This window comes from Nocardioides halotolerans DSM 19273 (genome assembly GCF_000422805.1).
GTDB lineage: Bacteria > Actinomycetota > Actinomycetes > Propionibacteriales > Nocardioidaceae > Nocardioides > Nocardioides halotolerans.
The window spans coordinates 199,157-217,982 of sequence record NZ_KE383926.1; the positions used below are offsets into that span (position 1 = coordinate 199,157).

Genomic DNA, 18,826 nt, shown 5'->3' on the forward strand with positions numbered 1-18,826 from the left:
ATGGCCATCGGCGACCGCCTCACCCACGTCGACGAGTCCGGGGCCGCCCGCATGGTCGACGTCTCCGACAAGGACGTCACCGCGCGCTCCGCGACCGCCAGCGGCCGGGTGCTCGTGTCGGCGCGGGTCGTCGAGCTGCTCAGGGGCGAGGGCGTCCCCAAGGGCGACGCGCTCGCGGTCGCGCGGCTCGCCGGGATCATGGGCGCCAAGCAGACGCCGTCGCTGATCCCGCTCTGCCACCCGCTCGCCATCTCGGGAGTCACCGTCGACCTCGCCGTCTCCGACGAGTCGGTCGACATCACCGCCACCGTGCGCACCACCGACCGCACGGGGGTGGAGATGGAGGCGCTCACCGCGGTCTCCGTCGCCGCGCTCACGGTCGTCGACATGGTCAAGGCCGTCGACAAGGCCGCCGTGATCACCGACGTGCGGGTCGAGGCGAAGTCCGGCGGCCGGTCGGGGGACTGGTCGCGATGACCGCGGAGCCGATGCTCGGCGTCGTCGTCGTGGCCTCCAACCGCGCCGCCGCCGGGGTCTACGAGGACACCACCGGCCCGCTGCTCGTCGAGTTCCTCGCCGGGCTCGGGTTCGAGACCGGGCCGCCGGCCGTCGTACCCGACGGCGAGCCCGTTGCCGACGCCATCCGCGCGGCCGTGGGCTCGGGGGCGCGCGTCGTCCTCACCACCGGCGGCACCGGCCTCACGCCGACCGACCGGACGCCGGAGGTGACCAGGCCGCTGCTGGACGCCGAGATCCCCGGGCTGGCCGAGGCGATCCGCGCCCACGGGGTCGACAAGGGTGTGCCCACCGCCGTCCTCTCGCGCGGGCTGGCCGGCCGGGTCGGCAGCTGCGTGGTCGTGAACCTGCCCGGCTCCCGCGGCGGAGTGAAGGACGCCATCGCGGTGCTCCAGGACGTGCTGGTGCACGCCGCCGAGCAGGTGGTGGGCAGTGACCACTGACTGGCCGGTGCGACTCGTCGACGGCGAGCTCACGCTGCGGCCGCTCGCGACCAGCGACCACGAGGCGTGGCGCCGGGCCCGGCAGCGGAACGCCGCGTGGCTGGTGCCCTGGGACGCCACGGTGCCCCCCGGCGGCGAGGCGCGGCCGACGAGCTTCAAGCAGCTGGTCCGCCGTCTCTCCAGGCAGGCGCGTCAGGGCGTGACGTTCCCGTTCGCGATCGAGGTCGACGGGCAGTTCGCGGGTCAGGTCACCGTCAACAACATCGTGCGCGGCTCGGCGCAGTTCGCGTCCGTCGGCTACTGGCTCGACAAGGACTTCGCCGGGCGCGGGCTGATGCCGCGGGCGGTGGCCATGGTGATCGACCACTGCTTCTTCGTCGCGGGTCTGCACCGCATCGAGGTCGCGATCCGCCCGGAGAACTCCAACTCGCTGCGGGTGGTCGAGAAGCTCCAGATCCGCGAGGTCGGCTACGCCCCGAAGTTCCTGCACATCGACGGCGACTGGCGCGACCACCGCATCTACGCCATCACCAAGGAGGAGGTGCCGGACGGCGTGCTCGCCCGACTGCGCGCCACCGAGACGGCGACGCCGCAGGCCGAACCTCAGTAGTCACACGAGACTTTTTGCGACACACGGGTTGACATGCGCCCCGTGATGCGCTGCGCCTCCTAGCCTCAGCAGCGTGGATCCCAGCGCACTGATCTTCGTGGCCCTGGCCGTGGCCTGGGCCGTCTACCTGATCCCGAAGGCGCTCGAGCACCACGAGGAGAGCGCCCGCACCCGCACCGTCGAGCGGTTCTCCAAGACCATGCGCGTCCTGGCGCGCCGCGAGCCCGTCAACCGCCGCACCGCTCGGCTGGTGCCCGCCGGTGCGCCGTCGAGTGACCCCGTGCGGTCGTCCGAGGCCCGCCTGAGCAGCCACGGGGGGTCACTCGACGACAAGCAGCGGCTGCACGCCCACCGCCTGGCCGCCGCCCGTGCCGCCAAGCGCCGCCTGCGGGTGGTGACGCTGATCCTGGTCGCCAACGTCGGGGTGGCCGTGGCGGCCTACCTCACGGTGTTCGACTGGGTCTGGTGCGCGGTCCCGGTCGGCGTGCTCGCCGTCTGGCTCGTCGCGTGCCGCGTCATGGTCAAGCGCGAGCGCGCGGTCCGGCCGCGCGGCCGCATCCCTGCAGAGATCCCCGGCGACCGGCCCGCCGACCCCCGGGCGAGCACCGGCGAGATCGCCCGCGTCGACGCACCCGTGGCCGAGCAGGAGCGCGACCCCGACAGCTGGGACCCCGTCTCGGTGCCGCTGCCCACCTACGTCTCCAAGCCGGTCGCCGCGCGCAGCGTCACCACGATCGACCTCGACTCGACCGGCGTCTGGAGCTCGGGCCACAACGCCGCCGACAGCCGGCTGGCGCGCGAGGCCGAGGCCGTCGACCGTTCCGGTTCGGAGTCCGCCGCGACCGACCGGCGCGCATCCGGCGCCTAGGCCGAGACATGGCCTAGGCCTACCGTGGGGCTCGTGCCCCGCGTGCTCCCGGTCCTCCTGCTCGCCGGCCTCCTGGCCGCGCTGCCGTTCTCGCCCGGCCCCGGCGGTGCGTCGTACGCCGGTGCGCCGCACGCCGGCGCGGCCCACCGCGTGGTCGGGCACGGCACGCCTGCGAGCTGCACGGCGGCGGCCTTCCGCAAGGCGGTCGCGAAGGGCGGCACCATCACCTTCGACTGCGGCCCTGACCCGGTCACGATCGTCATGGACCGCCAGGCCGAGGTCCACAACGACGCGGCGCGCAAGGTCGTGATCGACGGCGGCGGCCTCGTGACGCTGAGCGGCGGCGGCAAGCACCGCATCCTCTACCAGAACACCTGCGACCAGCGTCTCGCGTGGACCACCTCGCACTGCCAGGACCAGGCAACCCCCCGCCTGGTGCTGCGCAACCTCACCTTCACCCGCGGCAACGCGACCGGCGCCCACGAGGAGGGCGGGGGAGGCGGTGCGGTGCTCGTCCGCGGCGGGCGGCTCACCGTCGTCAACTCGGTCTTCACCCGCAACCGCTGCGACAGGACCGGGCCTGACCTGGGCGGCGCGGCGATCCGGGTGCTCGACCAGTTCCGCGACCGCCCGGTGCGAGTCAGCGGGAGCACGTTCCGGAGCGGCCGCTGCTCCAATGGCGGCGCCCTGTCCAGCATCGGGGTCTCGTGGCTCGTCACCGACAGCACCTTCCGGGGCAACAAGGCCGTCGGGCGCGGCGCCAACCCGGCCGGCGCCGGCACCCCGGGTGGTGGGAGCGGTGGCGCGATCTACCTCGACGGCAACCTCTTCACGCTCCGCCTCGTGCGCAGCACGATCGAGGGCAACGTCGCCCGCGAGGGCGGTGGGGCGGTGTTCTTCGTGAGCAACGACCGCACCGGCACCCTCACCATCCAGGACTCCACGCTGCGCGACAACCCGAGCCTCGGCTTCGAGAACTACCCCGGGATCTTCTTCCTCGGCCACGGCCAGCCGCAGGTCACGGGCTCCACCGTCGAGTAGATCGCCGCGCGGCGAGGTTCGATTCGGACGCGCGCGACGCGGCTGATACCGTTTCCGCTCGCGTCTCCGGACGCATCCAGGGGCTGTGGCGCAGCTGGTAGCGCACCTCGTTCGCAACGAGGGGGTCAGGGGTTCGAGTCCCCTCAGCTCCACTCGCGGCACTCTGCGGTTGCGCAACCGGACCCGCGATCGACCGACATAGGTATGGACCACCGGCCGCGAGGCAGGTCAGGTAGCGGCATTCCGCCCCCCGCCAGACCGCCCGCGTGCCAGCCTGAGCGCGCGGCGCGCGCCAGCCCCCGCCTCCGGCGCTGCCGCTCACCCCCACACCTCGAGCGAGCACCCCCCCATGACACCTGTCTCCAGGCAGCCGACCGCGCCCGCGCGCAGCCGTCGTTCGGTCGGCCGCGCCGTCGTGGGCGGCGTGGCGGCCCTGGCCGTGTCGCCCGCGCTGGGCCGGACGGAGACCGCCCGCGCCGCCGAGCCGGAGAAGCGCAGGCCGAAGAAGAAGTGGCACCGCTGCAAGGTCCACACCAAGCACACCTGCTGGCACGCGCGCACCTGCCGGCACCGCAAGCACAAGCCGACCACGCCCACCGAGCCGCCGCCCGGGCCGCCCACGCCGCCCACGCCGACACCGCCCGGCGCCTACGACCAGCCGGCCGCCGTCGACGGGCTGGCGACCGCGCTCGCCCTGCACGTCGCCAACCGCTTCACCTACGGCATGACGCCCGCGCTGCTGCAGGAGATGAGCGGCTACCCGACCGTCCAGGCGTGGCTCGACGCCCAGCTGGCGCCGGCGACGCTCGGCGACCCCGCGGGCGACGCCCTCGCGACGTGGTGGCCGCGGCTCGCCTGGGACGCGCCGACCATGTGGGCGCACGAGCAGGCGAAGTCGGGTGAGGCGTGGACCGCCATGGCCGACTACCAGCGCTGGTGCCTGCTGCGCCGGATGCGGTCGAGGCGCCAGCTGCTGGAGTCGGTGACCGAGTTCTTCGAGAACCACCTGCACGTGCCGGTGCACGACGACGGCGTCTTCGGGTTCCGCGTCGACTACGGCCGCACGATCCGCACCCACGCGCTCGGCCGCTTCGACCAGATGCTCGTCGCGGCCATCACGCACCCGGCGATGGGCATCAGCCTCGACAACGCGAACTCGAAGAAGAACGCGCCCAACGAGAACCTCGGCCGCGAGCTGCTCGAGCTGCACACCGTCGGGCGAGGCAGCTACACCGAGGACGACGTCAAGGCCTCCGCGAAGATCCTCACCGGCTACAAGGTCGCGATGTGGACCACGTGGGAGACGTCCTACGACCCGTCCGCGCACTACACCGGCCCGGTGCAGGTGATGGGCTTCAGCCACCCGAACGCCGACCCCGACGGCCGGCCGGTCGTCGCGGCGTACCTCACCTACCTCGCCCACCACCCCGCCACCGCGCACCGCCTCGCCCGCAAGCTCGCGGTGCGCTACGTCTCCGACGACCCGTCGGCCGGCCTGGTCGACCACCTGGCGCAGGTCTACCTCGCCCACGACACGGCGATCGTGCCGGTGCTGCGGGCGCTGATGGCGCACCCCGAGTTCATCGCCGCACGGGGTGCGAAGGTCCGCAACCCCGCCGACGACGTCGTCGCGACGTGGCGCGCGCTCGACGTCCAGGCCGCCCCGCCGACCAGCGACGCCGCCGGCGCCAACGCGGTGCTGTGGCAGACCGTCGAGCTGGGCCAGGCACCGTTCGACTGGGCGCGGCCAGACGGCCAGCCCGAGGACGGCGCGTCGTGGTCGTCGGTCTCGCGCGTGCTCGCCTCCTTCGAGGTCCACTACACGCTGTCCGGCGGCTGGTGGCCGACCGCGCAGACCACCTACCACCCGGTCGCGTCGTGGGTGCCGCTCCAGCCCGGGCAGTCGATGCGCTTCGACGCGCTCGTCGAGCACCTGTCGCGCACCCTCCTCGGTCGCACCACGCCGGTGCGCCTGCTCCAGGCGTGCTGCCTGGCCACCGGGCTCACCGCGGCGACCTCCGTCACCCTCAACCACGCGCTCGTGAAGTGGGGCATGCCCGTGCTGCTGACCACCCTGCTCGACAGCCCCGAGCACATGAGCCGGTGAGGGAGGAACCCATGGAGACCACGGCGCACGGCTGCTGCGAGGAGTTCGAGCGCGCCGCTCGCCTCGGCCGCCGCGGCTTCCTGCGCGGCCTCGCCGCGGTGGGCGGCACCGCCACCGTCACGGCTGCGTACGGCGAGGCGTTCACCTCCACGGCGTACGCCGCCGCGCCGGTCGACAACGTGCTCGTGCTGCTCTCGATGCGCGGGGCGTGCGACGGCCTCAACCTGGTCGTCCCGCACGGCGACCCCGCCTACTACGCCGCGCGGCCGTCGATCCAGGTGCCGTCATCGCGGCTGCTCGCGAAGGACGGGTTCTTCGGGCTGCACCCCGCGCTGGCCCCGCTGCTGCCGTGGTGGAACGCCGGCTCGATCGCGGCCGTCCACGCGACCGGGCTGCCGGCGCCGAACCGCTCGCACTTCTCGGCGATGGAGGAGCTCGAGGACGCCGACCCGGGCTCGTCGGCGCGGATCGGCTGGCTCAACCGCCTCGTGGGGCAGAACGCCGCGAGCACCCCCATCGAGGCCATCCAGTTCGGCGGCGGGGTGCCGATGACCGCGCTGGCCGGGCCCGAGCCCGCGCTGGTCACCACCGACGTCGACTCCGTGAGCCTGTCGGGCTACTGGGACGCCGCCTCCGAGGCGGCTCGGCGGGCCTCCCTGGCGACGCTCTGGGACGGTGTGGCCGGCCCGCTCGGAGCGGGTGCCCGCAACGCCTTCGAGGTGGTCGACGAGTTCGAGCCGGTCAGGGACGGCCCGACCGCCCCGGCGAACGGCGCGGCGTACCCCGCGGGCTCCGACCTCGGCACCGCACTGGCCGCCGCGGCGCGCACGATCCGGGCCGACGTCGGGGCGGAGGTCATCGCGGTCGACCACGGCTCGTGGGATCACCACACCTGGATCGGCACCCCCGACAGCGGCAACCTGCGTCAGATGGCCGACGAGCTCGCGCTCAGCCTGGCGGCGTTCCTCACCGACCTGGGGCCGCTGGCCGCGAACGTCACGGTGGTGACCGTCAGCGAGTTCGGCCGTCGGGTCAAGGAGAACGCCAACCAGGGCCTCGACCACGGCTACGGCAACGTGATGTTCCTGCTCGGCGGGGGCGTGAAGGGTGGCTACTACGGCACCTGGCCGGGCCTGGCCACCAGCGTGGACGCCGACCTCCTGGTCACCACCGACTACCGCAGCGTGCTCAGCGAGGTGGTCACCCGACGGCTCGGGGCCTCGGCGGCGGCGGTGTTCCCGGGCTTCACCCCGGAGCCCGTGGGAGCGGTGCTCTCGATCTGAGCGTGCTGGTGTGCGGCTCACCGCTCTGACCTGCACGTAGGTGGTGTCGACAGCGGTCCGGAGTGGGTAAATTACCGGTGAGATCGGTAGGCACGACCCCCTCGGAGCACTCGCATGGACGACGAGACGAGCGCGGTGGAACACTCCCACACGGCTCTGGAGGCTGGCGTGGTCACGGAGTACAGCGCCCGCATGGGTGAGCTCGCGCGCACCCTGCGGTCCCAGCGCACCTTCCTGCTGACGCTCCAGCACGTCGTGACCGCGGCGTGCGAGATGGTCAAGAACTGCGACGACGCCGCCGTGACGCTGGCACGCACCGACGGCTCGGTCGAGACCCGCGCGTCGCTCGGATCGGGGCTGGCCGACCAGGCGGACCAGCTCCAGGCCCAGCTGGGCGAGGGGCCGTGCATCTCCAGCGCGTGGGACACCCCGCTCGTGCGCGCCGTCGACCTCCCGACCGACGGCCCCTGGCCGCGCTGGGGCGCGGCGGTCGTCGACCAGCTCGGGATCCGCAGCGTGCTGTGCGTCCAGCTCTACACCCACGAGAACCACGAGCTCGGTGCGCTCCAGCTCTTCGCCACCCAGCCCCACGCCTTCGGGCCCGACGCGAGCGACGAGGTGATGGGCATCGCGTCGCAGGCGGCGGTCGCCCTCGGGGCGATCGCCAACCACGAGTCCCTCCAGTTCGGGCTCGTGCGGCGCACGATGATCGGGCAGGCGACGGGCATCCTCATGGAGCGCTACCAGCTCGACCAGCACGCGGCGTTCGAGGTGCTGCGCCGCATCTCCCAGGAGAGCGGCCGCAAGGTCTACGACCTCGCGATCGACCTCGTCAACGGCCTCAACCCGTCCGGGCTCTGAGCCCGCCGGGAGCGTCCGCCCGGGTCGCGGATGGCGACTTCCGGGGCCAGGGGGAGTAGGGTCCAAGAAGAGGACCGCGGCGCAAACCCTGCTGCACCTCCATTTCCCGAAGTCTGGCGTTGCACTCGGCAGGCATCCGTTCCCGCCGGCACACGCGCGTCGGTGGCTCTCTCCAGAGAGCGGTGCCAACGTGACGTCCACTTTCCTCAGGTCGGTGCGCCCGACGACCGGGTCGAACCCCGCAGCGAGCCGACGGTCCTACACCGTACGTCCTCCCGTCCGCTCGACGATCCAGCTGTCCTACCCGCCCGCCCCGCCGCCGCCGGCGTGGGGCCGGGTGCTGGTGAGCGGCCGACGCAGGGCGCCGGGCTTCGTGCCTCGCGTCGTCGGCGCCGACGAGGCGGGTGAGTGATCCCGGTGCTCCCCGTCTCCGACCTCCCGCTGCCCGGGCGCCCCACCGGTCCGCGCCTGTCCGTGGTCCTCGTCGACGACGACGAGGACTTCCGCGGGGTGGTCCAGCGCTACTTCGAGCGCACCGACGAGCTCGCGATCGTCGGCGAGGCGGTCGACGGTGCCACCGGGGTCGAGGTCGCGGCCGCACTGCACCCCGACGTCGTCCTCCTCGACATCGACCTGCTCGCGCTGGGCGGCCTCGAGACGCTGCCCGCTCTCGCGCAGCGGTGTCCCGGCACGATCGTCGTGATGCTCACCGCGATGTCGCCGAGCGCGCAGCTCGACGCCGCACTGCGCGCGGGAGCCGCGGGCATCATCCGCAAGGGCTCCTCGATGGCCAACATGGTGGCGCAGCTTCGCGGCCTGGTCGGGCTCGCGCAGATCCCCGAGATCGAGATCGAAGGGGTCGGCTGACCCCGCCCCCCACCTCCGGTGGCCAGGTCGGGCGTGACCTGGACCCCCGCGTCGTCGTTGGGTGAGCATCGTCCCGTGGGGGCCGAGGGACCCGTCCGTCGCGATACTGGAGGAGCATCAGTGTCCGTGCTGCTGGCTCGAGTGCGCACGCACCCGGTGCTCGGTCGCATCTTCCGGTTCCGCCCGCTCGCTCCGCTGATCGCCGTGCTCCTCGTGCTGGCGACCGCCACCGCCACGGCCGAGGCGCCGACCGGCTCGGTCATCTACGGCCGCCTCAAGGCCCAGGACGTCCGCCTGTCGATGCCTCCGACCGAGCACCCCAAGGGCATTGCCATCTACTTCCACGGGCAGAACGGCGGCGTCGACAACCGGATGGACGAGCCCTGGCTCCAGGCGCTCGTGCGGGCCGGCTGGATCGTCGCGTCGTCCGACTTCCACACCGACTCCTGGGGCAACGAGGCGTCGACCCAGGACACCACCAACCTGGTCGCGTGGGCGGAGGAGCAGAGCGGCGGCGTGCCGATCAAGCTCTACGTCTCGGGGTCGATGGGCGGCACGGTCTCGCTCAACGCCATGACCCACGCCGGACTCGCGCCGCCGTGCTGGTACGGCGTGAAGCCGGCGATCGACCTGACGAAGATGGACAAGGTGCCCGGTGGCCCGCGAATCATCCGCGAGGCGTTCGGGGGCGACGTGCCCTTCGACCGCAACCCGGTCAACACGATCGACCAGCTGCCGACCTCGACCCGCTACCGGATGGTGACCTCCCCGGAGGACACGTGGGTCCGGGAGTCGGAGAACTCCGGGCGGCTGGCCGCCGGCCTCCAGGCGCGCGGCGCGGACGCGTCTCTGTACGTCGTCCACGGCCCCCACGACGACCCGTCGCACTTCGACGTCGACGACCTGCTGTCCTTCGCCGCCAGCTGCGAGAGCGAGGAGGGCCAGGCGGTCACCGGCGACGGCACCGCCAACGCCGCGTCGTAACCGACGGCGCCCCGCGCGCGCTCAGATCCAGCGCCGGAACCAGATCCGTCCGACCCACTCGCTGTGCGTGAGCAGCTGGTCGGTGAAGATCGGCCAGAACCACGCGAAGTTGAGCAGGGTCAGCACCACGAACGACCCGCCGACCACCACGCCGGCCGTACGCCGCGCCGAGGGCGCGCGGGACCTGCCGATCAGCTTGCCGATGGTGAGGGTGAGCGCGAGCACGACGAACGGCAGGATCGCCACGGCGTAGAACAGGAAGATCGGCCGGGTGTCGTACTGCAGCCACGGCAGCCACGTCGACGCCGTGCCCACGACGGCCACCCCGAACCGCCAGTCGCGCGCACCGACCCACATCCCCACGGCGTACACCAGCGCGAGGATCCCGCCCCACCAGATCGTCGGCGTGCCGATCAGCAGCACCTGCTTGATGCAGCTGCTCCCCTCGGGCGCGTCGCAGCCGCGGGTGCCCGGCTTGATGTCGGTGTCGGCGGCGACGCCTACCGGCCGGTTGAGCAGCAGCCAGCCCGACGGCTTGGAGGCGTAGGTGTGCGTCGAGCAGTTCAGGAAGTGCGTGTGGAAGGTGTAGAGGTCGCGGTGGTAGTAGTACAGCGACCGCAGCGACTGGACGGCCTCGCCGAGGCCGTGCGCGTCGGGCTCGCTCGCCGTCGGCCAGCGCTTGCCGCTGTCGGCGACGTTGTTGTCGGAGGTCTCGGTGGTGCCGTCGTCCTTGACGGTCACCTTGCAGGGCTGCTCCTTGACGAACTGGGTGTACTGCGTCGACGACAGCGACTTCTCGTACTCGTGCGCGTGCACCAGCCAGCCGGTCCACGTCGCGGTGTAGACGATCCCGCCGATCACGACCAGGTGCACGAACGCCGGCACGCCGTCGGTGACGACCGAGCGCAGCGTCGCCCACCGGACGCCGAACGAGCGCCGCGCGCCGGCGCCCCACAGCCAGACCAGGACGCCGAAGGCCGCGAGCGGGTAGATCGCGGTCCACTTGGTGCCGATCGCCAGGCCCCAGCAGACCCCGCTGGCGAGCAGCCACGGCCGGAAGAGCAGCCCGCGCACCGGCCCGTACGACGCCGGGTCGGACACCTGCTCCGGGACGAGCCGGGCCATCCGGGCGCGGTACCAGTCGCGGTCGGCGACCAGGCACGAGACGGCGCAGAGGATGAAGAACGCCAGGAAGATGTCGAGCAGCGCCAGCCGCGACAGCACGAACTGCAGCCCGTCGAGGCTGAGCAGCAGCCCGCCGACCAGCCCGAGCGCGGTGGAGCCGGTCATCCGGCGCACGAGCCGGCACATCACCAGCACCATGAGCGAGCCGACCACCGCCGCCGCGATCCGCCAGCCGAAGGGGTCCATGCCGAAGGCCTTCTCGCCGAGTGCGATCAGCCACTTGCCGGCCTCGGGGTGCACGATCATCGACGGGCCGTCGGTCCACTGGCCCATGGTGTGGCCGTCGAGGATCTTCTCGTTGGCGTCGTCGACGTAGCCCCGCGCGTAGCCGTGGTGGAGCAGCGACCACGCGTCCTTGGCGTAGTAGGTCTCGTCGAACTCGAAGGTCCGCGGCGACCCCAGCTTCCACAGCCGCAGGAACAGCGCCAGCAGCGTGAGCCCGATGCTCGCCGTCCAGCCGACCACCGGGTCCTCGAGGTCGACCCGGCGCCGCGCTCGCTCCCACGCCGTCGGCACGCGGCGGCCGGAGGAGTCGGAGGACAAGGCCTCCTGCTCCACCACAGCCGTCACGACGCGCAACTGTACGGGTGATCGGGCCGACACCCTGCGATGATCGGCGGCATGGCCACCCCCGGGACGCTGGTGCTCGCGGGCACGCCGATCGGGCGGGTGGAGGACGCCTCGCCGCGGTTGGCGCGCGAGCTCGCCGAGGCCGACGTGGTCGCCGCGGAGGACACCCGGCGGCTCAAGCGGCTCACGACCGAGCTGGGCGTCACGGTCGGCGGGCGCATCGTGTCCTACTTCGAGGGCAACGAGTCGCAGCGCACGCCCGCGCTGCTCGAGGAGCTCGAGGCCGGACGCAGGGTCCTGCTCGTGACCGACGCGGGCATGCCGAGCGTCTCCGACCCGGGCTACCGGCTCGTGGCGGCGGCGGTGGCGGCCGACGTACCGGTCACCACCGTGCCCGGCCCCTCCGCGGTGCTCGCCGCGCTGGCGGTGTCGGGGCTGCCGGTCGACCGCTTCTGCTTCGAGGGCTTCCTGCCGCGCAAGCAGGGCGAGCGGGCGCGGCGGCTGGCCGCGCTCGCGGGCGAGGAGCGGACGATGGTGTTCTTCGAGGCGCCGCACCGCACCGAAGCCGCGCTGGCGGCGATGGCCGAGGCCTGGGGTGACGACCGCGCGGCCGCGGTCTGCCGCGAGCTGACCAAGACCCACGAGGAGGTACGCCGCGGGCCGCTCGCCGAGCTCGCCGCCTGGGCCTCCGACGGCGTGCGTGGCGAGGTCACGGTCGTCGTGGCCGGCGCCGGCCCCGAGCCGGGCGTCGCGGCCGACGACGACAGCCTGCGCGCGGCCGTGGACGAGCGGGAGGCCGCCGGCATGACGCGCAAGGAGGCGATCGTGGAGGTGGCCCGCTCGGCCGGGGTACCTCGCCGGGTGGTCTACAACCTCGTGCACTCGAAAGGCCCGCGATGACCCGCCTGCTGCGCTACCGCCACGACGGCCTCACCTTCGACGTGAAGGACGAGGGGCCGCTCGACGGCGACCCGGTGGTGCTGCTGCACGGCTTCCCCCAGCGGGCCACCTGCTGGCGCCTCCTCACGCCGCTCCTGCACCCCCACGGGCTCCGCACCTACGCGCCCGACCAGCGCGGCTACTCGCCCGGCGCGCGGCCCGGGCGGCGCCGCGACTACCGGCTGCCACACCTCGCGGACGACGTCGCCGCGCTGGTGCAGACGATCGGCCGGCCGGTGCACCTGGTCGGCCACGACTGGGGCGCGGTCGTCGCCTGGGCGGTGGCCGCCCAGCGGCCCGACGACGTCCGCGCGCTCACGGCCGTCTCCGTGCCGCACCCGGCCGCCTTCCTCCGGGCCTTCGCGACGTCGACCCAGGCGATGCGCTCGTGGTACATGGCCGCCTTCCAGGTGCCGTTCCTCCCCGAGCGGATCGGCCGCACCCGGTGGTCCGACGCGAGCCTGGCGCGGATGGGCATGGACGAGGCGAGCCGCGCCCGCTTCCGCAGCGAGATCGTCGACGACGGCGCTCTCCCGGGCGGCCTGATGTGGTACCGCGCCCTGCCCCTGGTGACCCCCGGGCACCTCGGCGGCACGGTCCGCGTGCCGACGACCTTCGTCTGGAGCGACGGCGACCCGACCATCGCTCGGGCCGGCGGGCTGCGCACCCACGAGCACGTCGACGCGCCGTACGAGTACGTCGAGCTCGAGGGCGTGAGCCACTGGATCCCCGAGGACGCGCCCGACCTGCTGGCGCGGGCGATCCTCGACCGGGTGGCGACGGTGGCGCCCGCGTGAGCGAGCGGCCGCCCGCACCGGACCCGCTCCCGCACCCGGTCGTCGACAACCACTGCCACCTCGACGTGGCGCGCGGCGACGAGGCCGCGCTGCCGGTCGAGGAGGCGCTCGCGGCCGCGGCCGCGGTCGGCGTGCCGCGCATCGTGCAGATCGGCTGCGACCTGCGCGGCGCGCGGTGGGCGGTGGAGGCAGCCGCCACCCACCCGGAGCTGGTGGCCGGCGTCGCGCTGCACCCCAACGAGGCGCCCCGCCTCGCCGACCTCGACGCGGCCCTGACCGAGATCGAGCAGCTCGCCGCGGCGCACGACCGGGTGCGGGCGGTGGGGGAGACCGGCCTCGACACCTACCGCACCGGCGCGGAGGGCCGGGCGGTCCAGGAGGAGTCGTTCCGGCGCCACGTCGACCTCGCGAAGCGGCTCGACAAGACGCTGGTGATCCACGACCGCGACGCCCACGACGACGTGCTGCGCGTGATCGACGACGAGGGCGCACCCGAGCGATGGGTGATGCACTGCTTCTCGGGCGACGCGGCGTTCGCGCGGGCCTGCCTCGACCGCGGCGCGCACCTCAGCTTCGCCGGCACGGTGACGTTCAAGAACGCCGACCAGGTCCGCGAGGCCGCCGCGATCGCGCCGATCGACCGGGTGCTCGTCGAGACCGATGCGCCCTACCTCACGCCGATGCCCCACCGCGGCCGGAGCAACGCGTCCTACCTCGTGCCGCTCACCGTGCGCACCCTCGCTGACCTGCGAAAAGACGACCTGGAGACGCTCTGCGCGGCCATCGACGAGAACACCGAGGGGGCCTTCGGAGGGCCCTGGTAGCGCCCGCACAGGGCCTCTTGACGGGCAGGGAGAGGCTCGTCACACCGGGGGGTCAGGATTTGGACCGACCCCCGCAACGCTGGTGTTGTCGTGACCCATGCAGTCACAGATCCGCAATGCCAGCAGCCGTGTCGGCGTGCGTGCAGCGGCCCTCGCGGCCCTCACCACCCTCGTCCTGACGGGCACCGCCGGCGCCTCCTCACCGGCCCAGGCGGTCGAGTCGGGCGGGGAGTACGTCGCGGTGACGACGGTCCAGAAGCACGTCAAGCGCGAGCGCTTCGCGGCGCCCGTCGTCGAGAAGAAGGACAGCTCGATGACCTCCGGCGAGACCCGGGTCGTCCGCGACGGCAAGCCCGGCGTGCGCAACGTGACCTACACGTTCGTCTACGCCGACGGCAAGCTCACCGCGAAGCACGTCAAGAGCCAGCACGTCCTGAAGAAGCCGCGGCCCAAGGTCGTCCGCGTCGGCACCAAGATCTCGACCGGTGTCTGGGACCGCCTCGCGAAGTGCGAGTCGGGCGGCAACTGGCACATCAACACCGGCAACGGCTACTACGGCGGCCTGCAGTTCAGCCTCGGCACGTGGCACTCCTACGGCGGCGCCGGCCTGCCGAGCGAGCACAGCCGCGAGACCCAGATCGCCGTCGCGACGAAGCTCCGCAACGCCTCCGGCGGCTACGGCGCCTGGCCGGCGTGCGCGGCGAAGCTCGGTCTGCCTCGCTGAGAGGCGGCACCCGCAGGGACAGCGCGGGCCGACCACGGCTACCCGACGACACCCGCCCAACTAACCTGCCCACGTGGAAAGCCTGGTTCGACTGCTCGGCGCGGCCGACGTACGCCGGCTGGCCGCCGAGCTCGACCTGCGGCCCACCAAGCAGCGCGGGCAGAACTTCGTGATCGACGCCAACACGGTGCGTCGCATCGTCCGTGAGTCCGGGGTCGGCCCCGACGACGTGGTCGTCGAGGTCGGCCCCGGACTCGGCTCGCTCACCCTCGCGCTGCTCGAGGTGGCCGACCGGGTCGTGGCCGTCGAGGTCGACGACCTGCTCGCGGCCCGGCTGCCGGCGACGATCGCGGAGCGGGCGGGGGAGCGCGCCGCTCGCTGCGAGGTGCTCCACGCAGATGCGCTGCGCATCGACGGGGTACCAGGACCGCCACCGACCGCCCTGGTCGCCAACCTTCCCTACAACGTCTCGGTGCCCGTGCTCCTCCACCTCCTCACCGTCCTCCCGTCGCTGGAGAAGGGCCTGGTCATGGTCCAGGCCGAGGTGGCCGACCGCCTGGCCGCGCCGCCCGGGTCGCGCACCTACGGCGTGCCGTCGGTGAAGGCCGCGTGGTTCGCCGACGTGCGCCGTGCGGGTGCCGTCGGCCGCAACGTCTTCTGGCCGGCCCCCAACGTCGACTCCGGCCTCGTCGCCTGGACCCGGCGCGAGCCGCCCGAGACGACGGCGTCGCGCGAGCAGGTCTTCGCGGTCGTGGACGCCGCCTTCGCCCAGCGGCGCAAGACGCTGCGCGGCGCCCTCGCGCGCCTCGCGGGATCGGCCACTGCCGCCGAGACCGCCCTGCGCGCCGCGGGCGTCGACCCCACCGCGCGCGGGGAGGTGCTCGAGGTGTCGGCGTACGTCCGCATCGCCGAGGCCCTCGCGCAGGAGGCGCCGGCATGACGGTCACCGTCCGCGCGCCGGCGAAGATCAACCTGCACCTCGGCGTCGGTGCGCCGCGCGCCGACGGCTTCCACCCGCTGGTGACCGTCTACCAGGCCGTCGGACTGTGCGACGACGTCACGGCCGAGTCCTCGCCCGGCTGGCTGCTCGACGTGACCGTCCCCGACTGGATGGACGCCGACGCCGTGCCGGTCACCGGCGACAACCTCGTCGACCGCGCCGCACGGCTGCTCGCCGGGCACCACGGCATCGACGCACTGGCCTCGGTCTCGGTCGCGAAGGCGATCCCGGTCGCGGGTGGCATGGCCGGTGGCTCGGCCGACGCCGCGGCCGCCCTCGTCGCGCTCGACCGGCTCTGGCAGCTGCACACCTCCGACGACGACCTGCTCGCGCTCGCGGCCCGGCTCGGCAGCGACGTGCCGTTCGCCCTGCTGGGCGGTACGGCGCTCGGCACCGGCCGCGGAGAGCTCGTCGAGCCGGTGCCCGACCAGGCCACGTGGTGGTGGGTCGCGGTGCCCTCGGGCGAGGGGCTCTCGACGCCCGCGGTCTACCGGCGCTTCGACGACCTCACCCCCGACGCGCCCGCGGAGCCGGAGGGAGCGGGCGCGGTGCTGCTCGCCCTCTCGACCGGCGACCCCGAGATCCTGGCCGGCGCGCTCCACAACGACCTCGAGGCGGCCGCCCTCGACCTGCGCCCTGACCTCGGCGACCTGCTCGAGCTCGGCGAGCGCTGCGGCGCGCTGCGCGGGCTGGTGTCGGGGTCCGGGCCGACCTGCGTGTTCCTCGCCGAGAGCGCCGACGCCGCCCGCGGCGTCGCCGGCCGCCTCGCGGAGCACCACGAGGTCGTGCTGGTCACCAACGGCCCCGTCGCCGGCGCCCACGTGGTCACCTATGGCTAGCCCGGCGACGAACCTGCTCAACCTCGAGCGGGTCTCCAAGTCCTACGGCGTCCGGCCCCTGCTCACCGAGGTCTCCCTCGGCGTCGGCGCCGGCGAGCGGATCGGTGTGGTGGGCCGCAACGGCGACGGCAAGACCACGCTGCTCAACGTGATGACCGGGCTCACGGAGCCCGACTCGGGCCGGGTCTCCCGCCAGCGTGGTCTCCTCGTCGGCCACCTGCGCCAGCACGACGAGCTCGTGGACACCCACACCGTCCGCGAGGCGGTGCTGGGCGGGCGCTCCGACCACGAGTGGGCCGCCGACGCGGGCACCCGCGAGGTGGTCGAGGTGCTGCTGGCCGGGGTCACGCTCGACCGAGCGGTCGCGGGGCTCTCCGGCGGCGAGCGCCGCCGGTGCTCGCTGGCGGCGCTGCTGCTGGGTGACCACGACCTGGTCGTCCTCGACGAGCCGACCAACCATCTCGACGTGGAGGCCGTGGCGTGGCTGGCCGACCACCTCGCACACCGTGCCTCGGCGCTCGTGGTCGTCACGCACGACCGGTGGTTCCTCGACGAGGTGTGCCAGTGGACGTGGGAGGTGCACGACGGGGAGGTCGACGTCTACGAGGGCGGCTACGCGTCGTACGTCCTCGCGCAGGCCGAGCGCCAGCGCCAGGCGGCGGCCACCGAGCTGCGCCGCCGCAACCTCGTGCGCAAGGAGCTCGCCTGGCTGCGGCGCGGGCCGCCGGCGCGGACCTCCAAGCCGAAGTTCCGCATCGACGCCGCCAACGAGCTGATCGAGGACGTCCCCGCGCCGCGCGATCGCCTCGAGCTGCAGCGGTTCGCGACGCAGCGCCTCGGCAAGGACGTGATCGACCTCGAGGACGTCGACCTGCGGCGCGGTGACCGCCAGCTGCTGTCGCACGCCACGTGGCGGCTCGGTCCCGGCGACCGGGTGGGACTCGTCGGCGTCAACGGCGCCGGCAAGAGCTCGGTGCTCGGCCTGCTGTCGGGCGAGCTCGCGCCGTCTGCCGGGAAGGTGCGGCAGGGGCGCACGGTCGCGCTCCAGCACCTCACCCAGCACATCGACGACCTCGACCCCGAGGCGCGGGTGCTCGCCACCGTGGAGTCGGTCCGACGGGTCACCAAGACCGCCGACGGCGAGATCACGGCGACGTCGATGCTCGAGCGCTTCGGGTTCACCGGCGACCGGCTCACCGCGCGCCTCGGCGACCTCTCCGGCGGCGAGCGCCGGCGCTTCCAGCTGCTCCGGCTGCTGCTCACCGAGCCCAACGTGCTGCTGCTCGACGAGCCCACCAACGACCTCGACATCGAGACCTTGACCGTCCTCGAGGACTTCCTCGACGGCTGGCCCGGCACCCTGGTCGTCGTCTCCCACGACCGCTACTTCCTCGAGCGCACCGTCGACACCGTCTGGGCCCTCCTCGACGACGGCCAGGTCTCGATGCTCCCGCGCGGCGTGGAGGAGTACCTCGAGCGCCGGGCCCGCGCCCTCCACGCCGAGTCGGTGGTTCCGCCGGTTGACTCGGGACTTCCGCCGGTTGACTCCGGACTTCCGCCGGCCACCAAGGCCGCCAAGGGCAGCGCCGAGGAACGTGAGGCCCGCAAGGCCCTCGCCCGCGTCGACCGGCAGCTCGAGCGGGTCGGCGCCCGCGAGGCGGAGCTGAACGACGCCATCCTCGCCGCCGGCCAGGACTACGAGCGGCTCGCGGAGCTGAGCGCCGAGCTCCAGGAGCTCACCGCCGAGCGCGACGCCCTCGAGCTCGAGTGGCTCGAGGTCGCCGAGGTGCTCGAGTAGCCGCTACTCCGAGCCGAACGGCACCAGCAGCCGCCGCAGCAGCCCGGCCAGCTCCTTCTGCGCCGGGGCCGGCAGGTCGGCGAGCAGCGCCTTCTCGGCCTCGACGAGCGCGGTGAAGGCACCGTCGACCGCGGCCTTGCCCTCCCGGGTGAGCCGGACGATCACACCCCGCCGGTCGGCCGGGTCGGGGTGGCGCTCCACGAAGCCGCGGTCGGCGAGGCGGTCGACCCGGTTGGTCATCGTGCCGCTCGTGACCAGGGTGGCGCGGAGCAGCCGGCCAGGCGAGAGCTCGTACGGCGCACCAGCACGCCGCAGCGCCGCGAGCACGTCGAACTCCCACGACTCGATGTCGTGCTCCGCGAACGCCGCCCCGCGCGCCCGGTCGAGGTGGCGCGCGAGCCGGGAGATCCGGCTGAAGACCGCGATGGCGCCGAGGTCGAGGTCGGGTCGCTCGCGGGCCCACGCCTCGGTGAGCTCGTCGACCTCGTCTCGCATGCGTGCAGCCTAGCCGCATCGATCGAGAATCTTGACATCAAGAGAGTTTGCGAGGGAAGATGGCAATCTATCTTG

The 18,826-nt window shown here is 73.4% G+C and carries 20 protein-coding genes and 1 tRNA gene; 19 read left to right on the top strand and 2 right to left on the bottom strand.

Annotated elements, in window-relative coordinates; genetic code table 11:
• The 12 genes from moaC to G514_RS0122795 all read left to right on the top strand — a co-directional run bounded on the left by moaC (position 1) and on the right by G514_RS0122795 (position 9,580).
• Positions 1 to 477 (top strand): cyclic pyranopterin monophosphate synthase MoaC, encoded by a 477-nt coding sequence (moaC, locus tag G514_RS0122740; RefSeq protein WP_028653617.1) that lies wholly within the window; start codon positions 1 to 3, stop codon positions 475 to 477.
• On the top strand, positions 474 to 959 hold the full coding sequence (locus tag G514_RS0122745) for a MogA/MoaB family molybdenum cofactor biosynthesis protein (RefSeq protein ID WP_028653618.1): 486 nt from the start codon (positions 474 to 476) through the stop codon (positions 957 to 959). Before moaC ends, G514_RS0122745 begins: the two co-directional genes overlap by 4 nt.
• Complete coding sequence (locus G514_RS0122750; RefSeq protein WP_028653619.1) at positions 949 to 1,569, top strand: GNAT family N-acetyltransferase; 621 nt, start codon at positions 949 to 951, stop codon at positions 1,567 to 1,569. Before G514_RS0122745 ends, G514_RS0122750 begins: the two co-directional genes overlap by 11 nt.
• A 73-nt stretch (positions 1,570 to 1,642) precedes the next feature.
• Positions 1,643 to 2,437, top strand: a complete 795-nt coding sequence (sepX, locus tag G514_RS0122755; protein WP_028653620.1) for a divisome protein SepX/GlpR — start codon at positions 1,643 to 1,645, stop codon at positions 2,435 to 2,437.
• A gap of 33 nt (positions 2,438 to 2,470) precedes the next feature.
• Positions 2,471 to 3,478: a hypothetical protein gene (locus tag G514_RS28510; protein WP_211222213.1), complete on the top strand. Its 1,008-nt coding sequence runs from the start codon at positions 2,471 to 2,473 to the stop codon at positions 3,476 to 3,478.
• Positions 3,479 to 3,557: 79 nt separating this feature from the next.
• Positions 3,558 to 3,630, top strand: a tRNA-Ala gene (locus G514_RS0122765).
• A 197-nt stretch (positions 3,631 to 3,827) separates the two neighbouring features.
• Positions 3,828 to 5,585, top strand: coding sequence for a DUF1800 domain-containing protein (locus G514_RS28515; RefSeq protein ID WP_084152330.1), 1,758 nt, complete (start codon positions 3,828 to 3,830; stop codon positions 5,583 to 5,585).
• Between the two features lie 11 nt (positions 5,586 to 5,596).
• Positions 5,597 to 6,868 (top strand): DUF1501 domain-containing protein, encoded by a 1,272-nt coding sequence (locus tag G514_RS28520; RefSeq protein WP_051248124.1) that lies wholly within the window; start codon positions 5,597 to 5,599, stop codon positions 6,866 to 6,868.
• Between the two features lie 114 nt (positions 6,869 to 6,982).
• Complete coding sequence (locus G514_RS0122780; RefSeq protein WP_051248126.1) at positions 6,983 to 7,729, top strand: GAF and ANTAR domain-containing protein; 747 nt, start codon at positions 6,983 to 6,985, stop codon at positions 7,727 to 7,729.
• A 190-nt stretch (positions 7,730 to 7,919) separates the two neighbouring features.
• Positions 7,920 to 8,141 (top strand): hypothetical protein, encoded by a 222-nt coding sequence (locus tag G514_RS0122785; protein ID WP_157545159.1) that lies wholly within the window; start codon positions 7,920 to 7,922, stop codon positions 8,139 to 8,141.
• Positions 8,138 to 8,596 (top strand): response regulator, encoded by a 459-nt coding sequence (locus G514_RS28525; RefSeq protein WP_051248128.1) that lies wholly within the window; start codon positions 8,138 to 8,140, stop codon positions 8,594 to 8,596. Before G514_RS0122785 ends, G514_RS28525 begins: the two co-directional genes overlap by 4 nt.
• 126 nt (positions 8,597 to 8,722) lie before the next feature.
• Entirely contained in the window at positions 8,723 to 9,580 is an 858-nt protein-coding gene (locus G514_RS0122795; RefSeq protein ID WP_157545162.1) for an alpha/beta hydrolase family protein, read from the top strand.
• Positions 9,581 to 9,601: 21 nt separating this feature from the next.
• On the opposite strand, the gene G514_RS0122800 is transcribed toward G514_RS0122795, so the two are convergent.
• On the bottom strand, positions 9,602 to 11,335 hold the full coding sequence (locus tag G514_RS0122800; protein WP_245582311.1) for a dolichyl-phosphate-mannose--protein mannosyltransferase: 1,734 nt from the start codon (positions 11,333 to 11,335) through the stop codon (positions 9,602 to 9,604).
• Positions 11,336 to 11,386: 51 nt separating this feature from the next.
• Between G514_RS0122800 and rsmI the strand changes: the two genes are divergently transcribed.
• From rsmI to G514_RS0122835, 7 genes are all read left to right on the top strand, one after another.
• Positions 11,387 to 12,235, top strand: coding sequence for a 16S rRNA (cytidine(1402)-2'-O)-methyltransferase (rsmI, locus tag G514_RS0122805; RefSeq protein ID WP_028653625.1), 849 nt, complete (start codon positions 11,387 to 11,389; stop codon positions 12,233 to 12,235).
• Positions 12,232 to 13,071 carry an alpha/beta fold hydrolase gene (locus G514_RS0122810; protein WP_028653626.1) on the top strand — a complete coding sequence of 280 codons (840 nt, stop codon included), beginning with the start codon at positions 12,232 to 12,234 and terminating at the stop codon, positions 13,069 to 13,071. The genes rsmI and G514_RS0122810 overlap by 4 nt, the downstream gene beginning before the upstream one ends.
• Positions 13,068 to 13,895: a TatD family hydrolase gene (locus tag G514_RS0122815; protein WP_028653627.1), complete on the top strand. Its 828-nt coding sequence runs from the start codon at positions 13,068 to 13,070 to the stop codon at positions 13,893 to 13,895. Before G514_RS0122810 ends, G514_RS0122815 begins: the two co-directional genes overlap by 4 nt.
• Before the next feature lie 136 nt (positions 13,896 to 14,031).
• Entirely contained in the window at positions 14,032 to 14,619 is a 588-nt protein-coding gene (locus G514_RS31330) for a resuscitation-promoting factor (protein WP_281167648.1), read from the top strand.
• A gap of 73 nt (positions 14,620 to 14,692) precedes the next feature.
• Positions 14,693 to 15,559: a 16S rRNA (adenine(1518)-N(6)/adenine(1519)-N(6))-dimethyltransferase RsmA gene (gene rsmA, locus G514_RS0122825; RefSeq protein WP_028653628.1), complete on the top strand. Its 867-nt coding sequence runs from the start codon at positions 14,693 to 14,695 to the stop codon at positions 15,557 to 15,559.
• The gene (locus tag G514_RS0122830) at positions 15,556 to 16,458 is read left to right on the top strand and encodes a 4-(cytidine 5'-diphospho)-2-C-methyl-D-erythritol kinase (protein WP_028653629.1); all 903 of its coding nucleotides are present in this window, start codon (positions 15,556 to 15,558) and stop codon (positions 16,456 to 16,458) included. The genes rsmA and G514_RS0122830 overlap by 4 nt, the downstream gene beginning before the upstream one ends.
• On the top strand, positions 16,451 to 18,256 hold the full coding sequence (locus G514_RS0122835; protein WP_028653630.1) for an ABC-F family ATP-binding cassette domain-containing protein: 1,806 nt from the start codon (positions 16,451 to 16,453) through the stop codon (positions 18,254 to 18,256). Before G514_RS0122830 ends, G514_RS0122835 begins: the two co-directional genes overlap by 8 nt.
• Before the next feature lie 3 nt (positions 18,257 to 18,259).
• On the opposite strand, the gene G514_RS0122840 is transcribed toward G514_RS0122835, so the two are convergent.
• On the bottom strand, positions 18,260 to 18,751 hold the full coding sequence (locus G514_RS0122840) for a MarR family winged helix-turn-helix transcriptional regulator (protein WP_028653631.1): 492 nt from the start codon (positions 18,749 to 18,751) through the stop codon (positions 18,260 to 18,262).
• Positions 18,752 to 18,826 lie beyond the last annotated feature (75 nt).

What these genes read in the sequence shown, in the direction of transcription:
- moaC (WP_028653617.1), top strand. Translation starts at nt 1, where the DNA reads ATGGCCATCGGCGACCGCCTCACCCACGTCGACGAGTCCGGGGCCGCC.
- G514_RS0122745 (WP_028653618.1), top strand. Translation starts at nt 474, where the DNA reads ATGACCGCGGAGCCGATGCTCGGCGTCGTCGTCGTGGCCTCCAACCGC.
- G514_RS28515 (WP_084152330.1), top strand. Translation starts at nt 3,828, where the DNA reads ATGACACCTGTCTCCAGGCAGCCGACCGCGCCCGCGCGCAGCCGTCGT.
- G514_RS28520 (WP_051248124.1), top strand. Translation starts at nt 5,597, where the DNA reads ATGGAGACCACGGCGCACGGCTGCTGCGAGGAGTTCGAGCGCGCCGCT.
- G514_RS0122780 (WP_051248126.1), top strand. Translation starts at nt 6,983, where the DNA reads ATGGACGACGAGACGAGCGCGGTGGAACACTCCCACACGGCTCTGGAG.
- rsmI (WP_028653625.1), top strand. Translation starts at nt 11,387, where the DNA reads ATGGCCACCCCCGGGACGCTGGTGCTCGCGGGCACGCCGATCGGGCGG.
- G514_RS0122810 (WP_028653626.1), top strand. Translation starts at nt 12,232, where the DNA reads ATGACCCGCCTGCTGCGCTACCGCCACGACGGCCTCACCTTCGACGTG.
- G514_RS0122830 (WP_028653629.1), top strand. Translation starts at nt 15,556, where the DNA reads ATGACGGTCACCGTCCGCGCGCCGGCGAAGATCAACCTGCACCTCGGC.
- G514_RS0122835 (WP_028653630.1), top strand. Translation starts at nt 16,451, where the DNA reads ATGGCTAGCCCGGCGACGAACCTGCTCAACCTCGAGCGGGTCTCCAAG.
- G514_RS0122840 (WP_028653631.1), bottom strand. Translation starts at nt 18,751, where the DNA reads ATGCGAGACGAGGTCGACGAGCTCACCGAGGCGTGGGCCCGCGAGCGA.